15 protein-coding genes and 1 other annotated feature are annotated in these 19089 nt (G+C 50.7%); of the genes, 14 read left to right on the forward strand and 1 reads right to left on the reverse strand.

Going from position 1 to position 19089, the window contains the following annotated elements; all coding sequences use genetic code 11:
• The first annotated feature begins 270 nt into the window (after window positions 1–270).
• Window positions 271–531, forward strand: a binding site (T-box leader).
• A 51-nt stretch (window positions 532–582) separates the two neighbouring features.
• The 14 genes from trpD to ABFC84_06365 all read left to right on the forward strand — a co-directional run bounded on the left by trpD (window position 583) and on the right by ABFC84_06365 (window position 14059).
• A complete protein-coding gene (gene trpD, locus ABFC84_06300) occupies window positions 583–1617 on the forward strand; it encodes an anthranilate phosphoribosyltransferase (GenBank protein ID MEN6412364.1) in 1035 nt (344 codons plus the stop codon).
• A gap of 20 nt (window positions 1618–1637) precedes the next feature.
• Entirely contained in the window at window positions 1638–2249 is a 612-nt protein-coding gene (locus ABFC84_06305) for a phosphoribosylanthranilate isomerase (GenBank protein MEN6412365.1), read from the forward strand.
• Complete coding sequence (gene trpC / locus ABFC84_06310; protein MEN6412366.1) at window positions 2224–2994, forward strand: indole-3-glycerol phosphate synthase TrpC; 771 nt, start codon at window positions 2224–2226, stop codon at window positions 2992–2994. The genes ABFC84_06305 and trpC overlap by 26 nt, the downstream gene beginning before the upstream one ends.
• A 59-nt stretch (window positions 2995–3053) precedes the next feature.
• The gene (trpB, locus tag ABFC84_06315) at window positions 3054–4250 is read left to right on the forward strand and encodes a tryptophan synthase subunit beta (GenBank protein MEN6412367.1); all 1197 of its coding nucleotides are present in this window, start codon (window positions 3054–3056) and stop codon (window positions 4248–4250) included.
• Window positions 4238–5026 (forward strand): tryptophan synthase subunit alpha, encoded by a 789-nt coding sequence (gene trpA / locus ABFC84_06320; GenBank protein ID MEN6412368.1) that lies wholly within the window; start codon window positions 4238–4240, stop codon window positions 5024–5026. Before trpB ends, trpA begins: the two co-directional genes overlap by 13 nt.
• A gap of 5 nt (window positions 5027–5031) precedes the next feature.
• Window positions 5032–6516 (forward strand): anthranilate synthase component I, encoded by a 1485-nt coding sequence (gene trpE / locus ABFC84_06325; protein MEN6412369.1) that lies wholly within the window; start codon window positions 5032–5034, stop codon window positions 6514–6516.
• Window positions 6513–7076, forward strand: coding sequence for an aminodeoxychorismate/anthranilate synthase component II (locus ABFC84_06330; protein ID MEN6412370.1), 564 nt, complete (start codon window positions 6513–6515; stop codon window positions 7074–7076). Before trpE ends, ABFC84_06330 begins: the two co-directional genes overlap by 4 nt.
• 22 nt (window positions 7077–7098) lie before the next feature.
• Complete coding sequence (gene aroF / locus ABFC84_06335) at window positions 7099–7917, forward strand: 3-deoxy-7-phosphoheptulonate synthase (protein MEN6412371.1); 819 nt, start codon at window positions 7099–7101, stop codon at window positions 7915–7917.
• Between the two features lie 130 nt (window positions 7918–8047).
• Window positions 8048–8707 (forward strand): TVP38/TMEM64 family protein, encoded by a 660-nt coding sequence (locus ABFC84_06340; GenBank protein ID MEN6412372.1) that lies wholly within the window; start codon window positions 8048–8050, stop codon window positions 8705–8707.
• Between the two features lie 31 nt (window positions 8708–8738).
• Window positions 8739–9368, forward strand: a complete 630-nt coding sequence (gene thiE, locus ABFC84_06345; protein MEN6412373.1) for a thiamine phosphate synthase — start codon at window positions 8739–8741, stop codon at window positions 9366–9368.
• A 138-nt stretch (window positions 9369–9506) separates the two neighbouring features.
• A complete protein-coding gene (locus ABFC84_06350) occupies window positions 9507–10295 on the forward strand; it encodes an electron transfer flavoprotein subunit beta/FixA family protein (protein MEN6412374.1) in 789 nt (262 codons plus the stop codon).
• Window positions 10296–10306: 11 nt separating this feature from the next.
• Entirely contained in the window at window positions 10307–11509 is a 1203-nt protein-coding gene (locus tag ABFC84_06355; protein MEN6412375.1) for an electron transfer flavoprotein subunit alpha, read from the forward strand.
• Window positions 11510–11520: 11 nt separating this feature from the next.
• Window positions 11521–12915: an FAD-linked oxidase C-terminal domain-containing protein gene (locus ABFC84_06360; protein MEN6412376.1), complete on the forward strand. Its 1395-nt coding sequence runs from the start codon at window positions 11521–11523 to the stop codon at window positions 12913–12915.
• A gap of 205 nt (window positions 12916–13120) precedes the next feature.
• Window positions 13121–14059, forward strand: a complete 939-nt coding sequence (locus tag ABFC84_06365; GenBank protein ID MEN6412377.1) for an LCP family protein — start codon at window positions 13121–13123, stop codon at window positions 14057–14059.
• A 100-nt stretch (window positions 14060–14159) separates the two neighbouring features.
• Here ABFC84_06365 and ABFC84_06370 read toward each other — a convergent pair whose 3' ends face one another.
• Window positions 14160–18914 carry an AAA family ATPase gene (locus ABFC84_06370; protein ID MEN6412378.1) on the reverse strand — a complete coding sequence of 1585 codons (4755 nt, stop codon included), beginning with the start codon at window positions 18912–18914 and terminating at the stop codon, window positions 14160–14162.
• Window positions 18915–19089: the final 175 nt, after the last annotated feature.

A 19089-nucleotide genomic window follows, 5' to 3' on the forward strand; every position in this document is an offset into this window, starting at 1 on the left:
TTTTGGCACAGCGAGCCGGTGACCGGGAAACCGGAGGTGTAATGACCGGCCCAAAGCGCATATGGAATGGACCCGTGAGCGCCTTCCGAAAGCAGCAGCGAGTAGGCAGGGACGGCAGCCGCCGTTAACAGGCTAGGGTATCGGATTTATATCCCGTACTTGAATTGAGGGAAAGTCGCAACGCTTTCCAAATTAGGGTGGTACAGCGAACCATTTCGCCCCTTGTGTGGGTGAAATGGTTTTTTTGTTGTTAATAAATGAATAGGAATTTATAAAGCTTTGATCGGGACGAGTAAATATGTCAGCTTTGGTACAGCGAGCCGGTGACCGGGAAACCGGAGGTGTGATGACCGGCCCAAAGCGCATATGGAATGGACCCGTGAGCGCCTTCCGAAAGCAGCAGCGAGTAGGCAGGGACGGCAGCCGCCGTTAACAGGCTAGGGTATCGGATTTATATCCCGTACCTGAATGGAGGGAAAGCCGCAGCGCTTTCCAAATTAGGGTGGTACAGCGAACCATTTCGCCCCTTGCAGGGAGTGAAATGGTTTTTTTTAATATTACAAATTACGAGGAGGAGAGAACATGTTAAAAGATATTTTGGCTCAGGTAGTTTACGGTCAGAATTTATCCCAGGCAGCAGCACAGGAAGCGATGAACATTATTATGTCCGGTCAGGCAAACGAAGCGCAGATTTGCGCTTTTCTGACCGCTCTCAGAATGAAGGGGGAAACCAGTGAGGAAGTAACCGGGTTTGCTGAAACCATGCGTCAGTATGCAGTGGATATCAATTGTGACAGTCCGGAGATGATTGATACCTGCGGAACAGGCGGCGATCGAAAAGGTACTTTTAATATTTCCACGACAGTGGCGTTTGTTTTAGCCGGGGCCGGGGTGACGGTAGCGAAACACGGCAATAAGGGAGTATCCAGTTCTTCCGGCAGCGCCGATGTTCTTATGGCTCTGGGAGTGAATGTGAATTTGCCGCCGGCAGGGGTAGCGAAAGCCATTGATGAATTGCAGATCGGCTTTCTTTATGCGCCGCTGTACCATCAGGCTATGAAATATGCCGCCCAACCCCGGAAAGAATTAGGCTTTCGTACCGTATTTAACATCCTAGGGCCGCTGACCAATCCGGCAAAAGCCAGCTGCCAGCTGCTCGGGGTCTATGACGCCGCTTTAACCCATAAGGTTGCGGAGGCACTGGGGGGACTGGGAGCCAGACGGGCGATGGTTGTTCACAGTGATGACGGATTGGATGAATTCTCAACCGCTGTTCCTACTCACGTGTCCGAAGTTAACAACGGAATAGTCAACGATTATGTTATTGATCCGGCCGAATATGGGTTTAGAAATTGCAGCATTCAGGATTACCATGGAGGAACGCCTCAGGCTAATGCCGCGATTACCCTCGCCATTTTTCAAGGTCAGGCAGGGCCCAAGCGGGATGTTGTGCTGCTGAATGCCGCGGCGGCATTGATGATAGCAGGTAAGGCGGATTCCATTCCGGAAGGACTGGAGCTGGCAGCGGCTAGTATTGACAGCGGTGCGGCGCTGGGAAAATTAGAAGCATTGCGGAATTTTAAATATCAGACCGGGGAGGAATTATTATTATCGTAAAAATTTGCGGGATTACTTCTTTGGCGGCGGCGCAAGCGGCGCAGGCAGCCGGAGCCGATCTAATTGGTTTTGTTTTTGCCCCCAGCCGGCGCCGGATTAGTCCCGAAGCTGCCTGCCGAATTGCCTGTCAGGTGAAAGGAATAGGAAAGGTTGGCGTATTTGTGGATGCTCCCCTGAACCAAGTCCGGGAAATTGCCGAAAAATGTAATTTGGATTACGTCCAGCTCCATGGACAGGAATCACCGGAATATTGTCGGGGGGCAGGGCGTCCGGTTATTAAAGGTATACGGGTCAAAGCTGAGCTGAAGCTGGCTGAGATTTCCCGCTATGCGGTTGACTGGATTCTCTGCGACAGCTTTATTCCGGGAAAGGCAGGCGGTACCGGTGTAAGCTTTGACTGGAAGGCCGCCGGGGAATCCTGCCGGCAAATTAAGTCGCGGCTGCTGCTGGCAGGCGGGCTGACTGAGGCGAACGTTACTGAGGCCATCCGCCTGTTCGAGCCGGCCGGGGTGGATGTCTCCGGCGGGGTGGAAACAAACGGGATAAAAGATATAGGAAAAATTCGGCGGTTCATTGCTGCCGCTAAAACTGCGGGAGGAAAACCCAATGTCATTTCTTCAGAAGATTGTTGATAAACAGCAGCAGGAGGTTGCGGCGGCAAAAAGGGAAAGGCCGCTGGCATGCTTTATTTCGGACATTCGACCGGGCAACGGTTTGTTCCGGAAATCGCTGTACCGAAGCGAATGGAGCTTGATTGCCGAATGCAAGCTGGCGTCGCCGGTAAAGGGACAGTTATGCAGCAGCCAGTCGATAACTGATTTGGCCAGGATTTATACTGCCAATGGAGCGGCAGCGCTGTCCGTCCATACTAACAGCCATTTTCGTGGCCAGTTAATTGATATTGCGGCGGTGAGACAAGTGACCGATTTGCCGATTTTACGTAAGGACTTTATTGTTGATTCCTATGAAATTTATGAATCCCGTTATGCAGGAGCCGATGCGGTGCTGTTGATTGCTGCGATTTTATCCGAAAGTCAATTGACGGAGTATCTGCAGTTGGCAGGAAAATTAGGGCTGGACTGCCTGGTGGAAGTTCATAGCCGGGAGGAACTGCAGATGGTTTTACAAACCCCGGCAGAACTTATCGGTATCAATAACCGGGATTTAAAGACATTTAAAACCGACATTCGCCATACCTTCGAGTTATTGCCGGAGTGCGGTTCGGATCGCTGCATCATCAGCGAAAGCGGAGTAAGAACCGGTGAAGAGGCCCGCCGGTTGAAGGCAGCGGGAGTCAGGGCCGTCCTGGCAGGCGAGGGCTTGGTGACTGCGGCGGATATTGACGCCAAAGTACGGGAGCTGGCCTTGCTGGCGTAGCATAATAATGCATTGGAAAGCATGTGCAAAGAACTAAAATATACACTGGAGGAATTAAAATGCCGAATAAAAACGGACGTTTCGGAGTTTATGGCGGCCGGTTTGTGCCGGAGACGGTGATGCCGGCTTTGATTGAATTGGAAGAAAATTATTTGAAACTAAAGGAGGATGATTCCTTCCAAAAAGAGTTAGCATTTTATTTGCGGGAATATGCCGGGCGTCCTACCCGGCTGTACTTTGCGGAAAAGCTGACCCGGCTTTATGGCCGGGGCAGAATCTATTTGAAACGGGAAGATCTGCTGCATACCGGGGCACATAAGATTAATAATGCCATCGGCCAGGCGCTGCTGGCCCGGCGCATGGGAAAAACCCGGATTGTGGCCGAAACCGGGGCGGGCCAGCATGGAGTGGCCTGCGCTACTGTTGCCGCGCTATTCGGGATGCAGTGCCGGGTGTTCATGGGAGAAGAAGATATCGAGCGTCAGGCCCTTAATGTTTTCCGGATGCGATTGCTGAGCAGCGAAGTGATACCGGTTACCAGCGGCAGCGGAACGTTGAAAGACGCTACCAGCGAGGCCATTCGCTACTGGGCGACCCATGTCCGGGACACGCATTATATTATCGGTTCGGTAGTGGGACCTCATCCTTATCCGATGATCGTCCGGGACTTTCAGTCGGTGATTGGCCGGGAGGTAATCAATCAGATGGAAGAAATACTGGGGCGTCAGCCGCAGTATATTCTGGCCTGCGTAGGCGGCGGCAGCAATGCTATGGGAATTTTTTATCCCTATCATGACCGGAAAGAGACGGTAAAAATCGGGGTTGAAGCCGCCGGCAAAGGGATCAATACTCAGGAACATGCCGCTTCCCTGACGCTTGGTCAGCCTGGCGTTCTCCATGGGGCATACAGTTATTTGCTGCAGGATGACGACGGTCAGGTCATTCCGGCCTATTCGGTTTCAGCCGGGCTGGACTATCCGGGAGTTGGCCCGGAGCATTCTTTCTTTAAAGACAGCGGCATTGCCCAGTACAGGGCGGTTACCGATGAGGAAGCACTGGCCGCTTTCCGCCGGCTGTCGCTCCAGGAAGGCATCATTCCTGCGTTGGAAAGCTCTCATGCTCTGGCCTATCTTGAAAAGCTTATGCCGCAGACAAGTGCCGATGATGTTGTTGTAGTCTGTTTATCCGGCCGCGGCGACAAAGACGTACAAATGGTGGCAAATTTAAATTTGGAGGGATTAGCATGTCGCGGATAACAGAGAATTTCCCGGGAATAATTGAACAGCAGCGGAAAGGGCTGATTATATACTTGACGGCGGGCTGCCCCGATTATGCTGCTACTTTGGCGGCGGTGCGTGCGGCGGAACAGGCCGGGGCCGATTTGATTGAAATCGGCATGCCCTTTTCCGATCCCATGGCTGACGGACCAATGATTCAAAAAGCGTCAACCATAGCTTTGCAGGGCGGGGCTACTACCGAAAAAACACGGCGGCTTATTGAAAAAATCCGGCAGGAGTCGTCTATTCCTTTGGTTGTCATGACCTATATTAATACCATCCTGCATTTTGGCGTGGAGCATTTTACCCAAGCTTTTGCCGCCGCTGGTATCGACGGGATTATTGTACCGGATTTGCCGGCGGAGGAAGCGGCTATACTGGAACAGCCCTGCCGTCAGGCGGACATTGATCTCATTCAGTTTCTTGCCCCCACTACTACAGACGAACGGGTGGCTGCGATTTGCCGTCAGGCGGGCGGCTTTATATACTGCGTTTCCCATACCGGCGTTACGGGAGTGCAGCAGGTGGATTACAGTCAAATTGCCGCGGTGATGGCGAAAGCAAGGCGGCAGACCCAGGTACCGCTGGCGATTGGTTTTGGCATCGGCGATGGGAAAACGGCCTGTCAGGCGGCGGAATATGCCGATGGGGTCATTATCGGCAGTGCGGTTATGCAGCAGTTAATGGAACAGGGTGTGGACGCAGTCAGGCAATTCGTCGCTTCCCTGCGGTCAGCTCTGGATGAAAGGCAGTGATTCGTATGATATCAGCTCCGTCAAAAGAGGAATTTATCCGCTTGGCAGGGAAATGCAATATTATACCGGTCTATGCGGAGATATCCATGGATATGGATACACCTGTTTCGATTTATTACAAACTGGTGGGGGATGAGGCCGGGTTTATTCTGGAAAGTGCCGAAGCCAGTAAAAATTTCGGCCGGTATTCTTTTATCGGCGCGCAGCCTTTTGCCCGCCTGACCGCTCGTAAAAACGTTACCGAGATTGTGGCAGGACAGCATAGAAGGTTAGTAAAAAAAGCGCCTTTGGCGGCGCTGAAAGAATATATGCAGACATTTTCCTTTCCCCGGTTGCCCAATTTGCCACCCCTTATCGGCGGGGCGGTTGGCTACTTTGCCTATGAATCCGTCGCCACCTGGGAACGGGTGAGGGGCGTGGCAATAGACGATGAAACAATCTTAGCCCAATTCCTGTTTTGCCGGAACCTGCTGGTTATGGATCATCTGACTCATTCTGCCACCTTAATGGTACTGGCTCGGGTTGAACCGGGGGAAAATATTGGCGCTTTGTATGACAAGGCGGCGGCTGAATTGGAACGCATCATAGCAAACCTGCAGCGGCCGGCAGCAATGCCCGGGACAAAAGAAACAAATATTCAGAGCGATGTTCAGTTAGATATACCGGGATCGGATTCGGAAATTGGCAAAGATTATATGGCTATGGTAGAGCAAGCCAAGGAATTTATCAAAGCCGGCGAGATTTTTCAAGTCGTACTCTCCCACCAGTTTCGCTGCAAGCTGAATAAGCATCCCTTTGCCCTTTACCGGCGTTTGCGCCAGGTGAATCCGTCTCATTATATGTTTTATATGCAGTTCGGTGAGCAAAGTTTAGTCGGCGCTTCACCGGAAAGACTCGTCAAATTGCAGGACGGCGAGGTGCTGCTTTATCCCATTGCCGGGACGCGCCCAAGAGGCAAAGATGAAGCGGAAGATGCTAAACTGGCGGCTGAATTGCTGACCGATGAGAAGGAAAAAGCCGAACATGCCATGCTGGTTGATTTAGGCCGCAATGATGTAGGCCGCATCAGTTTACCGGGAACTGTAAAAGTGCGGCGGATGATGGAAGTGGAAAAGTTCTCCCATGTCATGCATCTGGTTTCGGAAGTGGCCGGGCAAATCGATCCTAAGTATGGCGCTCTTGATGTTCTGGCAGCCTGTTTCCCTGCCGGTACGGTCAGCGGTGCGCCGAAAGTCAGAGCCATGGAGATTATCAACCTATTGGAGAAAAAGCGCCGCGGGCCGTATGCCGGCGCAGTAGGCTATTTGGATTTCAGAGGCAATATGGATACCTGCATTACGATTCGCACCCTGAGTATTGAAGGGGACGAATTTACCTTGCAAAGCGGTGCCGGCATCGTTGCTGATTCAGTGCCGGAGAACGAGTATCAGGAAATATTGAACAAAGCACAGGCTCTGTTTAAAGTGCTGGGGGAGGATGATGAAGGGTGATTTTACTCATTGATAATTATGATTCTTTTACCTATAACATTTATCAGTATATAACGGAGCTGGGTTATCCGGTAAAAGTGGTTCGCAATGATAAAATTAGCATTGACGAAATCACGGAGCTGGACTGTTCGGCCATCATTATTTCCCCCGGACCGGGAACACCGGCTGATGCGGGGATTAGTAAACCGGTGATTGCCCATTTTGCCGGTCAAACGCCGATTTTGGGAGTTTGTCTCGGCGAACAGGCCATTGGCGAGGTGTTTGGCGGACGGGTGGTGCGGGCCCCAAAGCCGATGCATGGTAAAGTGTCGGCGATACAGCACAATGGTACGGGGCTGTTTCGCGGGTTGCCCCGCCCTTTTATGGCGGGAAGATACCACTCGCTGATCGTTGACAAGGAGACGCTGCCGGACTGTCTTGAAGTGACCGCCACTTCGCCGGAGGGACTGATTATGAGCCTGAAACACCGGCAGTATCATGTGGAAGGAGTGCAGTTTCATCCGGAGTCCATCTTAACGCCAGGCGGAATGAAAATTTTTGAAAACTTTCTTAATCAATAGATTGTTGGAAGGAGAGGGCATTATGACTGCCTATAAGCTGGTAAGTCGGGAGTTTAGGCCGGAACCCACTGTTGTGGATGTGGGCGGAGTGAAAATTGGTGAAGGCTCCTTCACGGTTATGGCTGGGCCCTGCGCGGTGGAAAACCGGGAACAATTGTTGCAGACGGCAGCCATTGTCCGGGAGCAGGGGGCGCAATTTTTGCGGGGCGGTGCCTTTAAACCCCGGACATCGCCGTATTCTTTTCAAGGATTGAAGGAGGAAGGCTTGAAATATCTGGCCGAAGCCGGAAAGATAACAGGATTGAAGGTGGTTACGGAGGTAATGGAAGCGGAATCGGTAGAACTTGTCGCCCAATATGCCGATATGCTGCAAATTGGTGCACGGAATATGCAAAACTTCCATTTACTGCGGACAGCAGGCCGGTCCGGCAAGCCGGTGCTGCTAAAGCGGGGTTCTGCAGCAACGATTGCCGAGTGGCTTCAGGCGGCAGAATATATATTGTATGAAGGAAATTTCCAGGTTGTATTATGCGAGCGGGGCATACGGACCTTTGAGAATTATACCCGCAATACGCTGGACCTCAGCGCTGTGGCGGCAGTAAAAGCGTTGAGTCATCTGCCGGTCATTGTCGATCCCAGCCATGGTACCGGGAAATGGCAGATGGTACGGCCGATGGCATTGGCGGCTGTGGCTGTGGGGGCCGACGGACTGATGGTGGAAGTACACCCCAATCCGGGGGAAGCCAGGTGCGACGGTTCTCAGTCCTTAAATGCGGAACATTATGGAGTAATGATGCGTGATGTTCGCAAATTGGCGTCTTTTATCGGCCGGTCAGTTTAATTTTGCCGGGAATGGCTACGTGAAAAATTTATGGCTAAGAAGCAGGAGAATACGCATAAAGGGAGAATAATATAAAAGTTATTCCCATAGGATATTTTACAAAGCATTTTTATCGAATGGAGCCTATATGATGTCAACTCGTAATCAATCAGCTGTAACAGCTGGTTTTTTATTGGCAAGTGTGATTGTGTTGCTGTTTTTTGTCTATGCGGTTGGAGTCGAGCGGCTTACGCCGGAAGCAATTCATCGTTTGGTGCTTTCTTTTGGCTGGTGGGGACCGCTCCTTTATATCTTTCTTTATACGATTCGTCCCTTAATATTTTTTCCTGCCATTATTTTTACCTTGGCCGGGGCAATGGCTTTTGGGCCTTGGTGGGGAACACTGTATGTGATTCTTGGCGGTGCTTTTGGTGCTTTTCTCTGCTTTGGCGTAACCCGGATTTTTGGCCGGGAACGCTTTGAAAAGATTTGGGGCCGTCAGCTTCAGGTGGCGGCTTTGCGCCGGTGTACGGTGGAGCATGGGTTCCGGACCATGTTATTTATGCGAATTGTTCCTTTGTTTCCTTATGATGTGATCAGCTATGCTTCAGGACTGTCCCGCATTCGGTTCCGCGATTATGCGGCGGCTACAACCATCGGGATGATTCCCGGCGCTGTTGCTTATAATTTTTTAGGCTATTCTTTTAACCGGTTATTTTCGCCGATGTTTTTTGCCGCTCTGGCGGTAGTAGTGTTGGTAATGTTCAGTCCCCTTGTTTATCACAAGGTCAGAAAGCGCCGGCATACTTAATAATCAGATAGATTGAGACGGTGAAAGCGTAATGGAAAAAACAGTGAAAGATTATCGCTTATATTTAGTTACAGATCGGCCGTTGCTGCGGGGAAAAGATTTCTGTCAAAGCATCGAGCAGGCAATTATTGGCGGCGTTACTTTTTTGCAGCTTAGAGAAAAATCCCTGTCGACTTTGGAATTTTACCGGCAGGCGTTACAAGTAAAAGCGCTGGCGGCAAAATATAATATACCCTTTGTGATCAATGACCGTTTGGATATCGCCTTAGCGGTGGATGCAGACGGACTGCATATCGGACAAGACGATATGCCACTGGAAGCAGCCCGCCGGCTGCTGGGACCGGAAAAAATCATTGGCGTATCGGCCGCTACTGTTGAGGAGGCGGTGCTGGCCGAAAAGCAGGGAGCCGACTACCTCGGCGTCGGCGCTGTGTTTGCTACCGCAACGAAAACAGATGCGGATACGGTAAGCCTGGAAGAACTGCGGCGCATTAAACAGCAGGTTACTATACCGGTGGTAGCTATCGGCGGCATTAACGAGTCGAATGTGCAGCAGGCAATGGCTGCCGGCATTGACGGGGTGTCGGTCGTATCAGCCATTTTGGGCCGGGACGATATTCAACAGGCAGCCAATCAACTGTTTCAGTTGGTTTCCCAATAACGAGAGAAACATTGAGTCAGTACTCTGGTATACAGTGTGCTGACTTTTTTAGTGCCAATAATTACATAACCGACGCTTGTTTTGTTTATGCTATAAATAAGTTTTCCGTTACTAATTTTTCCACAGGAGGCTGTTATATTGGAAATTGTTGTATGTATCAAACAAGTTCCCGGTACTTCCGAAGTGGAAGTTGATCCCGAAACCGGAGTGCTGAAAAGAGAAGGAATTGACTCAAAAATGAATCCCTATGACTTATATGCTTTGGAAACTGCCGTTCGCATTAAAGAGCAAATCGGCGCGAATATAAGCGTTGTCAGCATGGGGCCACCGCAGGCAGCCGTTATTATTGAAGAAGCGTTTATGATGGGGGCGGACGAGGGAATCCTGCTTTCCGACCGGAAGTTTGCCGGGGCGGATGTGCTGGCGACCTCCTATACTATTTCCCAGGGAATTAAAGCTTTTGGCAAGCCGGATTTGATTGTCTGCGGCAAGCAGACGACCGACGGAGATACGGCTCAGGTAGGACCGGAACTGGCGGAATTTCTCAACATTCCCCATATTGCCAACGTCAGGCAGGTTGTGGAGGTAAAAGAGAAATCCATCGTTGTGGAAATGGACATGCCGCACACCATTGAAGTTGCGGAAATGCTGTATCCTTGTTTGATTACGGTAGAAAAAGAAATCGGTCAGCCCCGGCTGCCATCCTTCCGTCTGAAACTGGCTACAAAGGGAAGGAAAATACCGGTATACAGTCTGGCCGATTTTCCTGATAAGGATGAAAAAAAATACGGCTTGAATGGCTCCCCAACCCGGGTACAGCGGATTTTTTCGCCGGAAGCCAATACCGACCGGGAAACATGGCGGGGCAGTTCGGATGAATTGGCCCAAAAGCTGGCGAAAAAAATTAAAGATCTCAAAATTGTGTAGGAGGAGCAGCCATGGCTAAAATCATTATAGATCAAGGGAAAGCAGCCAATCCGGCAGAGCTGGTAAAGCTTTGCCCTTTCGGCGCCATTGAATGGGACAACGAGTATCTAACCATCAACGCAGCCTGCAAGATGTGCCAGTTATGTGTCAAAAAAGGACCGGAGGGCGTCTTTACCTGCGAGGCGGAGGAAGAAGCCGCGGCGATAGATAAGAGTAAATGGAAGGGAATCGGGGTGTATGTCGATCATTTGGCAGGCGATATTCATCCGGTTACCTTGGAATTAGTGGGAAAAGCCAAAGAAATGGCAAAAAAGATCAATCATCCGGTGTATTGTCTTTTTGCCGGACAGAATGTTAAAGAAAAAGCGAACCAATTGCTGCAGTATGGAGTGGATGAAGTATTTGTTTACGACGATGCCGAATTGAAACATTTCCGCATTGAGCCCTATGCGGCAGTCGTCGAAGATTTTATCCGCCGCGTCCAGCCTGCCATTATGCTGGTGGGGGCCACTACTATCGGACGGTCATTGGCACCAAGAGCCGCCGCCCGCTTCCGGACCGGACTGACAGCGGATTGTACCCTTCTGGATGTGGGCGAAAATACGGACTTGGCGCAAATCCGGCCGGCATTCGGCGGCAATATTATGGCGCACATTTTTACGCCTAACCATCGTCCCCAATTTGCTACTGTGCGCTATAAAGTGTTTTCCGTGCCGGAAAAAAGCGAACAGCCTGCCGGAAAAGTGACGCTGTGTGAAATTGACAAAGCGAAGCTGTCATCCCGGATCAAAGTGCTGGAAGTGAAAAAGAAGGAAAGAGTTCGCAGCATCGAAGAGGCCGAAGTCGTCGTAGTAGCCGGCAGTGGGATCAAAAAAGCCCAGGATTTGGACATGATACAGGAATTAGCCGAAAAACTGGGCGGCATGATGGCTGTGACCAGACCGCTGATCGAAGCCGGTATGGCCGATCCCCGGCTGCAAATCGGCCTGAGCGGCAGGACGGTAAAACCGAAGCTGATTATTACCTGCGGCGTTTCCGGGGCGATTCAGTTTGTCGCCGGTATGGATAAAGCGGATTATATTGTAGCCATTAACACCGATGAACACGCCCCTATATTCAATGTTGCCCATTATGCCATGATCGGTGATTTGTATGAAATTGTTCCCAAACTGCTGGAGCAGCTCAATTTAATGACAGCGAAATCTGCGGGGTAGGAGTGAGAAATGTGGACTATAAAACACTGGACAATAAGGATATCGAATTCTTGATTTCCGTCTGCGGCAGGGACCGGATATTTATCGGGCAGGACATTCATGAAACATACAGCCGGGATGAACTGGTTCACGCGAATAAATATCCCGAAGTTGTATGCGAAGTGCTGGCAACGGAAGAAGTTTCCCGGATTATGGAATATGCTAATGACAATAATATTCCGGTTACGCCCAGAGGACAGGGGACCGGTCTTGCCGGCGGTGCCGTGGCACTCCATGGCGGGATTATGCTGAGTACGATCCGGATGATGAATATTCTGGAATTGGATGAAGAAAATTTGACTTTGACAGTTGAACCCGGAGTGCTGTTAATGGATATTACCAAATTTGTGGAGAAGCACGACCTGTTTTATCCGCCGGACCCCGGTGAAAAAAGTGCCAGTATCGGCGGCAATATTAGTACGAATGCCGGCGGTATGCGGGCGGTAAAATACGGTGTTACCAGAGATTATATCCGCGGACTGGAAGTGGTTCTGCCTAACGGGACGGTGCTGCAGCTCAGCGGTAAAAATGTGAAAAACAGTTCCGGCTACAGTGTGAAGGACTTGATTATCGGTTCGGAAGGAACGCTGGGAATTGTGACCAAGGCGATTCTGAAACTGCTGCCGCTGCCGAAGCAAGCCCTCAGTCTGTTAGTGCCTTTTCCCGATTTGCCGACTGCCATTGAAACCGTTCCCAAAATTATTAAATCCAAATCCATTCCCACCGCCATTGAATTTATGGAGCGGGATGTAATTTTGGCGGCGGAAGAATTCCTGGGGAAAGAATTTCCTGACAGTTCGGCCGACGCCTATTTGTTATTGACTTTTGACGGCAATAAAAAAGAAGAACTGGAAGAAGCGTATGAGAAAGTCGCCCATATTTGTCTGGACAACGGCGCTTTTGATGTGTTCATTTCCAATACCCAGGAACGCCAGGAATCCATTTGGTCGGCCCGGGGCGCTTTTCTCGAAGCCGTCAAAGCCACAACTTCGGAAATGGACGAATGCGATGTGGTTGTGCCCCGGAACCAGGTCGCCCAATTTGTTAAATATACCAACGAATTGCAGCAGCGGTTTGATATTAAAATCAGAAGCTTCGGTCATGCCGGCGACGGCAATCTCCATGTCTATGTGTTACGAGACAAGCTTGACGGAGCAGAGTGGCGCAAACGCTTGAATGATGTCATGGATGCCATGTATGCCCGGGCGAAAGACCTGGGCGGGCAGGTTTCCGGCGAGCACGGCATTGGCTGTGCCAAGAAGCCCTATTTGGAATCGTCGGCCGGAGAAGATTATATGCACTTGTTAAAAAGCATTAAACAGGCCTTTGATCCAAAGAACATTTTAAACCCGGGAAAAGTTTGCTAGCGGATAGCAAAGCAGGCAGATTGCCAATGAGCAGTCTGCCTATTTTCCTGTTTGTACCAAACCTCCAGAAATAACCGGTTGTATTCATTTCGCCTATCTGCTATAGTATTGGGGCAGATCCTATGTAAATAGAGCCTGTTGAAATCTTTGCCATGGCTTTCAACAGGCTTTTCCAATTTGGATTTTACCGGGAGGAGGAAGCTAGATGAGCAATTTATTAAATAAGGCTTTTTGGAAAAAGCTGCTGCTGGTGTCAGCAGGACTTTTCGCTGCTGCTACAGTAACGATCGGGGCCGCGGTATATGGCTTTACCCATGCGCCCTCGCCGGTGAACAGTTCAGTGGCTGTCACAAAAGAATCGACTGATACAGCAACTACAGGTAAAAGAATCAATATACTCCTGCTGGGGGTGGACGACGGCGATCCGGATACTCCCGGGGCGCCCCGCCGCTCCGATACCATGATGGTGGCGAGTATTAACCCGGGCGACGGAACGATTAACCTGTTGTCAATACCCCGTGATACCCGGACTGTCATCCCCGGGCGAAGCGGCGAAGATAAAATCACCCATGCTTTTGCTTATGGCGGCGTTTCTCTGGCGGTCCGGACAGTGGAGCGAATGCTGGCAATACCGATTGACTATTATGTAGTTATTGACTGGAAGGCATTTATTCAGGTCATTGATATTCTGGGCGGAGTGGATATGAATGTCGGACAGGCAATGAACTACGATGATCCCTATGAAAATTTGCATATTCATCTGACAAAAGGCTATCAGCATTTAGACGGTGAGCAGGCCGGCGAATACGTGCGGTTTCGCCATGACGAGTTAGGGGACATCGGTCGCGTTCAGCGGCAGCAGCAGTTTTTAAAAGTGCTGAGCAGCGAACTGCTCCAGGCCGGGACCATTTTCAAGCTGCCACCATTGGTTACGACGCTTCGCCAATATGTCCAAACCGACATGCCGCTGACGACGATGGCTAAGCTGGCCGCCGGTTTGAAAAGCATGCAGCTTGACAGTATACAGGCCGAGATGCTGCCGGGTGACTTCGCTACCATTGCCAACGTAAGCTACTGGATTGAGGATAAGGATAAAACCAGAAAGCTCGTAACAGATTTGTTTTGTGCGGGCGGAACCCAATAATATAGTTAAAAGCCAGAGCTGTCTCTGCAGTGAAGAAACAGTTCTGGCTTTTTGCAGTTTTCCCCGAATCCGTAAGAATATTTCTGCAGTGTGATGTTTTTCAAGCCTGATTTTGACGGCTTTCGGCGATTGACAGACTGTGCAGCTCTCTGGCAATCAAAGCGGTACGGGAAGTAGTTCCCGTCTTAGTCAGAAGATTGTGAATGTGCGATTTTACCGTTTCCAGGGAAATGGACAATGTTTTACTCATTTCTTTATTGGTTTGGCCGAGAGCCACCAGATGCAAAATATCTTTTTCCCGGTTGGTGAAGGTCACTTCCTTGGTCGGCTTAACGCCGGCCTTTTTTTCTGTTAGCTTTTTCAGTTCCGTAAGCACCGATTCCAATTCCGTCGTGCGGCCTTTCACTTTTTGGTTCAGAGCGGCATAGAGCTGGGCATTTTCAATGGAAATGGACAGCTGAGCCAATAAAATTTCCAGCACTTTGACCCGCTGCTCGGTAAAAATTCCGCTGGCAGCGCTATTTTCCAGATAAATCAAGCCGCTAAATTTGCCGCGATTAAGCAAAGGAAGGCATAACAGGGAACGGACCCGGTTCTTTTGGAGATAGACATTATGCTGAAACCGATTATCCCCGGAGGCATCCGCCAAAACCACCTTTGTCGTCGTTCGCGCCGCATAATTGATAATCGCCAGCGGCAGTACCGGCTGTTGTTCGCTGCCGGCGTCAGCCGGTACGGGAATGGCCGGGAAATCTATTTTGCCGCCGGGGTTTGTCAGGTTTTGCGCTTCAATCGTCAGTTTGCCGTTTTCATTCAAAATAAGGCAGCCTTTTTCGGCGCCGGCATTACAGATGACAAGCTGCAATATATTTTGGCAGAGAAGGGTAATATCTAATTCTTTGGAAATTGTCAAAGCCGTTTTCATAATAGCCTGCATATCGATGTGTTCGGAAATAGATTGCCCCAAGCCGGCAAGAGGGTCGGAATTTTTAATGGTCTCCGGCATAGGGCAATTCCACCGCAGCAGCAAATGCGGATGCTTCTTTTCCAGCTGTTTGACTTTTGCGGCGGCGCCCCAGCGGGTATAGCGATAAAGGGCCTCTCGCATATAGGCTTTGGCAATGATAATTCGTCCTTTTGCCAGATAAAATTCGGCTGCCAGTTCGTAGGACAGTGCTTCCATATGCAAAAAATCATTTTGCCGGGCCTCGTCTGCGGCCAGATCATAGAACTCCATTGCCTCCATGTCATGCTCCAGCACCCGGTGCCGTTCCGCTTCCACCAAATAAAATTTATGGAGATAATTCATCGGTCCATGGTCGGCACAAGCCCGCAGCTTGTTCTGGTTAGCGGCGACACCGGCAAGAACTTCCGCCTGTTCGCGGGGCTCCAGCCGGGGATACAGCGCCAGGCCGGTCAGTGAATCGTAGAAGTAAATAAGCGGTACAAAGGGTGAGGCCAGTAAGCCGGCCATATATTTTTTAGCCAGGCGGCTGGCTATTGCCGCCGGCTCATAAGCACCGAGTAAATAGCAGACGGCACTTTTGGCGAAATACACGAGGCACAGACCCATGCTGTTTTTTGTTTCTTGAAAGTCGGCCAGCAGGGCGGCTTCATCGCAAAATTCACCGGTAAGCAGGAGGGGATCACAGGCAGTCTGTTGGAAGTTATAGACCATCTGCCGGTAGATTGCGGCATAGCGGCAGCCTGTTTCCTGACGGGTATTCTGGATGAAGTCGCAGTAGACAGCCATTTCCTCCAGAGTATCCGTTAACTGTCTGCCGGAAAAAAGATAAAATAAACAATAAGCGAAAGCCGCCATAGCACTATATTCCATATCGCCGGTTTCGATACCGGTATAAGCCGCTTTTCGCAGGGAGGGCAGCATTTCGCGAAAATGCTCTTTATAATGGCGGGCAAAGGTATTAAACGCGAACAAAACCTTGCATTCCACCCCGGTGGCATTCAGCCGGGGCAAGACCTGCAAAGCCAGTCTGCCGAACCGGTAGCCGGTATCAAAGTCTTCCGCCACGCCGCACAGTACCATGGCATAGCCGGAATAGGCACTGACCGAAAGAGAGGTGTTGCCGTATTCCAGGGATAAATGAATTCCGGCCAATATCGTCAACGGCAGAAGAGCGGGGCATATTTGATAGGCAAGGGGCCGGAGAACCGCCAAAATCTCCATGGCGGCCAATTTTTCCGGTGCGGTCATCAGGGGCAAGTCCGCCAAAGTCTCAATTTTTCTGCCCCGCAGTTTTGCCGCGGTTTCCTCAAGCGCCGCCTGAATGTCAGCCGCGGTTGGGACCGCCGGCAAGTCAATGCCCAGGGCTGTTAATACCGGCAATAAGATTTGCACAGCGTCGGGCAGCCGGTTTTCCGCTCGGCAGACCTGTGCCTGCACTTTGTAGACCGGGATCTTGTCAAGCAGCGTTTTAGCATTGTCCAGTACAATTGCCGTTAAACTGCCGGTTGTACTGAAATCTCCGCCCAGATAAGACGTTTCAATAGCTTGCGTATAGAGAGAAAGCGTCAATCGGTATTGGCTTTGCCAGCTGTCTGCTGCCAGAGCGCGAATGCCGGAACGCAGATAATTCAGCGCCGGGATATAGGCCACAGAGTCTTTGGCCTGTCTGCCTGCCTGCAGGTTCAATTCAGCCAATTGCCTTTTTTGGGACGGATCTTGTATTTCGTCCAGGGAAAAATTAAATTGGTCGGCAATATCAAACAGATATTCGGCCTGCTGTTCCGGCGGAATATGCCGCAGCAGCGAGCGGCCGATTTTCAGGTGCAGCTTCAGACGCTCCTGTTTGCTGCTTAAGAAATAGACTGCGTGCTGTATCCGGTCATGGGCAAAGCGGTATTCCTGATTTTGAAAAATGAGCAGACCTTCCGTCACCGCAGGCTGCAAATAGCGGGTGATTTTCTCTGCATTTTTTTCGCAAATCATCTGCAAACAGACCAGGCTGAAACGGTGGCCGATACACGCGGCAATTTTCAGGATCGCCTGCGACTCAGCGGGCAATTCACGGATTTTGGCGGTTAGCAGTTCCACAACATTATCGGTAATCTGCAGCTGCTGGATTTGGCTGATGTTCCAGTGCCATTGTTGGGCGGACGGATTCCAATGCAGCAAACCGGCGCCTTTCAGGGCGCGAATAAATTGCCGGACGAAAAATGGGTTTCCCCGGGTTTTTGCATGGATTAAACCGGCCAGTTTAGCCGTGGCGGCCGGCGCCGTAGCCAAGGCATCGGCCAGCAAACCGGTAATATCGGCGGCAGTAAGGTTTTTCAAATGAAGTTTTGTTATCAGCAGCTGCTGGTCCTCCCGCTCGGCAGCAAGAAGACGCAGCAGCGGATGACTGCCTTTTACCTCATTGCTCCGGTAGGCGCCGATCAGCAATAAGTGAGGGATAGCCTGCCCGGAAAGTAAAAAATCCAGCAAGCGCAGAGAAGCCATGTCGGCCCACTGCAAGTCGTCGAGGAAAATGATCAGCGGGCGGTCGTTCCGGGCAATGGCGGTGATGAAGTTTTTCACAATATGATGGAACCGGTTTTGATCTTCCTCCGGGTTCAACTGAACTAGGCTGGACTGCTTGCCGATGACAAGCTCCAGATTGGGGATAAAATCGGTGAGTAGTTTGCCGTTATGGCCGACGGCTGTCAGCAGGTCTGTTTGCCATGCTTTCAGTCTGGCGGCATTTTCCGTCAGCAATTGCCCGGTGAATTCGGTAAATGATTGGATCCAGGCATGATAAGGAGTGTTTTTAAGCAGCTGATCGAATTTGCCCTGGATGAGACGGCCGTTCTCGCGGGCACCCCATTGGGGCAGATGATTGATCAGCGCCGATTTGCCGATTCCGGGAGGGCCCGTTACCAGCAGCAGTTCCATATGGCCCTGGGCTGTCCGGGTCAAAGCATCATTCAGTTTAGCCACGTCTTTATTGCGTCCGTAAAGTTTTTGCGGAATTTCCAGCTGTCCGGAAAAATCATTGTGTCCCAGGGGAAAATCGGCGACAGCGCCTGCGTCGGAAAGCTGCTGCAGACAAAGCGTCAGGTCGTGGATTACACCTGCCGCCGACTGGTAGCGCTTTTCAGGGTCTTTGGCCAGAAGTTTATCAATGAGGCCCGATACAGCGGCAGGGATAGAGGAATTGCGCTGCCGAACAGGAACGGGGGGGACCGCCAGATGGCAGTAGACCAGTTCCTCCGCCGTACTGGCGTCAAAAGGCGGTCTGCCGGTTAACAATTCATAGAAAGCAGCCCCCAGAGAATACAGATCGGCGCAGCGGCCAATGCTCCGGTTCATCCGTCCCGTTTGTTCCGGGGCCATATAAGGCAGTATGGCTGTCAGCTTTTTCCCGGTGCCGCTGGGGCTGATTACGGCGCCCTGGCGGCAAGCCAGGCTGAAATCAATCATTTTCAGTGCGCCGGTTGCCGGATTGTAGACAATATGAGACGGGTTCATATTCTGGTAGATCAGCTTATGCTGATGCAGCTGCTCTAATGCGGCAGCGGCTTTTATGCCGATGCGAAGAAAGACCGGAAGCGGCAGCTTTCCGCCATTCAGCCATTTCTTCAGACTTTGACCGCCAAAGTCTTCCAGCACCAGGAATAAAGTATTTTGATAGCGTTCCAGACTTAGAGCTTTTATGACTAAATCCGAACGAATACTGTTCAAAAGGTTATATTCCGCTTCCCAGGCGGCGATTTCCGTCTCTGCAGGATATTCCGGTTTCAGCAGCTTCACAATGACTGCTTGGTGGTCCGAATTTCTCCTGGCGTGAAAAATCCGGCTGCTGCTGCCGTCATAAAGCAGATCGGTTATCGTATAGTCTTGCAGGACAATCTTCATCGGGTTCATCCTTTCCCGTAACATAGGGTGACAAAATATAATATACAATTTCTCTGTTCAGCGGAAAGAATCCTTTTAAAACGCTCCATTATCAGGTCGATTAGGAACAATTATGCAAGTTTATTGGGATTATTGTCAAAAATCAATCAGGTGATGGATATGTCACTAACTGAAT

The sequence above is a fragment of the Veillonellales bacterium genome, from assembly GCA_039680175.1.
Classification (GTDB): domain Bacteria; phylum Bacillota; class Negativicutes; order JAAYSF01; family JAAYSF01; genus JBDKTO01.

What these genes read in the sequence shown, in the direction of transcription:
- trpD (MEN6412364.1), top strand. Translation starts at nt 583, where the DNA reads ATGTTAAAAGATATTTTGGCTCAGGTAGTTTACGGTCAGAATTTATCC.
- trpB (MEN6412367.1), top strand. Translation starts at nt 3,054, where the DNA reads ATGCCGAATAAAAACGGACGTTTCGGAGTTTATGGCGGCCGGTTTGTG.
- ABFC84_06370 (MEN6412378.1), bottom strand. Translation starts at nt 18,914, where the DNA reads ATGAAGATTGTCCTGCAAGACTATACGATAACCGATCTGCTTTATGAC.
- trpE (MEN6412369.1), top strand. Translation starts at nt 5,032, where the DNA reads ATGATATCAGCTCCGTCAAAAGAGGAATTTATCCGCTTGGCAGGGAAA.
- trpC (MEN6412366.1), top strand. Translation starts at nt 2,224, where the DNA reads ATGTCATTTCTTCAGAAGATTGTTGATAAACAGCAGCAGGAGGTTGCG.
- aroF (MEN6412371.1), top strand. Translation starts at nt 7,099, where the DNA reads ATGACTGCCTATAAGCTGGTAAGTCGGGAGTTTAGGCCGGAACCCACT.
- ABFC84_06355 (MEN6412375.1), top strand. Translation starts at nt 10,307, where the DNA reads ATGGCTAAAATCATTATAGATCAAGGGAAAGCAGCCAATCCGGCAGAG.
- thiE (MEN6412373.1), top strand. Translation starts at nt 8,739, where the DNA reads ATGGAAAAAACAGTGAAAGATTATCGCTTATATTTAGTTACAGATCGG.
- ABFC84_06365 (MEN6412377.1), top strand. Translation starts at nt 13,121, where the DNA reads ATGAGCAATTTATTAAATAAGGCTTTTTGGAAAAAGCTGCTGCTGGTG.
- ABFC84_06340 (MEN6412372.1), top strand. Translation starts at nt 8,048, where the DNA reads ATGTCAACTCGTAATCAATCAGCTGTAACAGCTGGTTTTTTATTGGCA.
- trpA (MEN6412368.1), top strand. Translation starts at nt 4,238, where the DNA reads ATGTCGCGGATAACAGAGAATTTCCCGGGAATAATTGAACAGCAGCGG.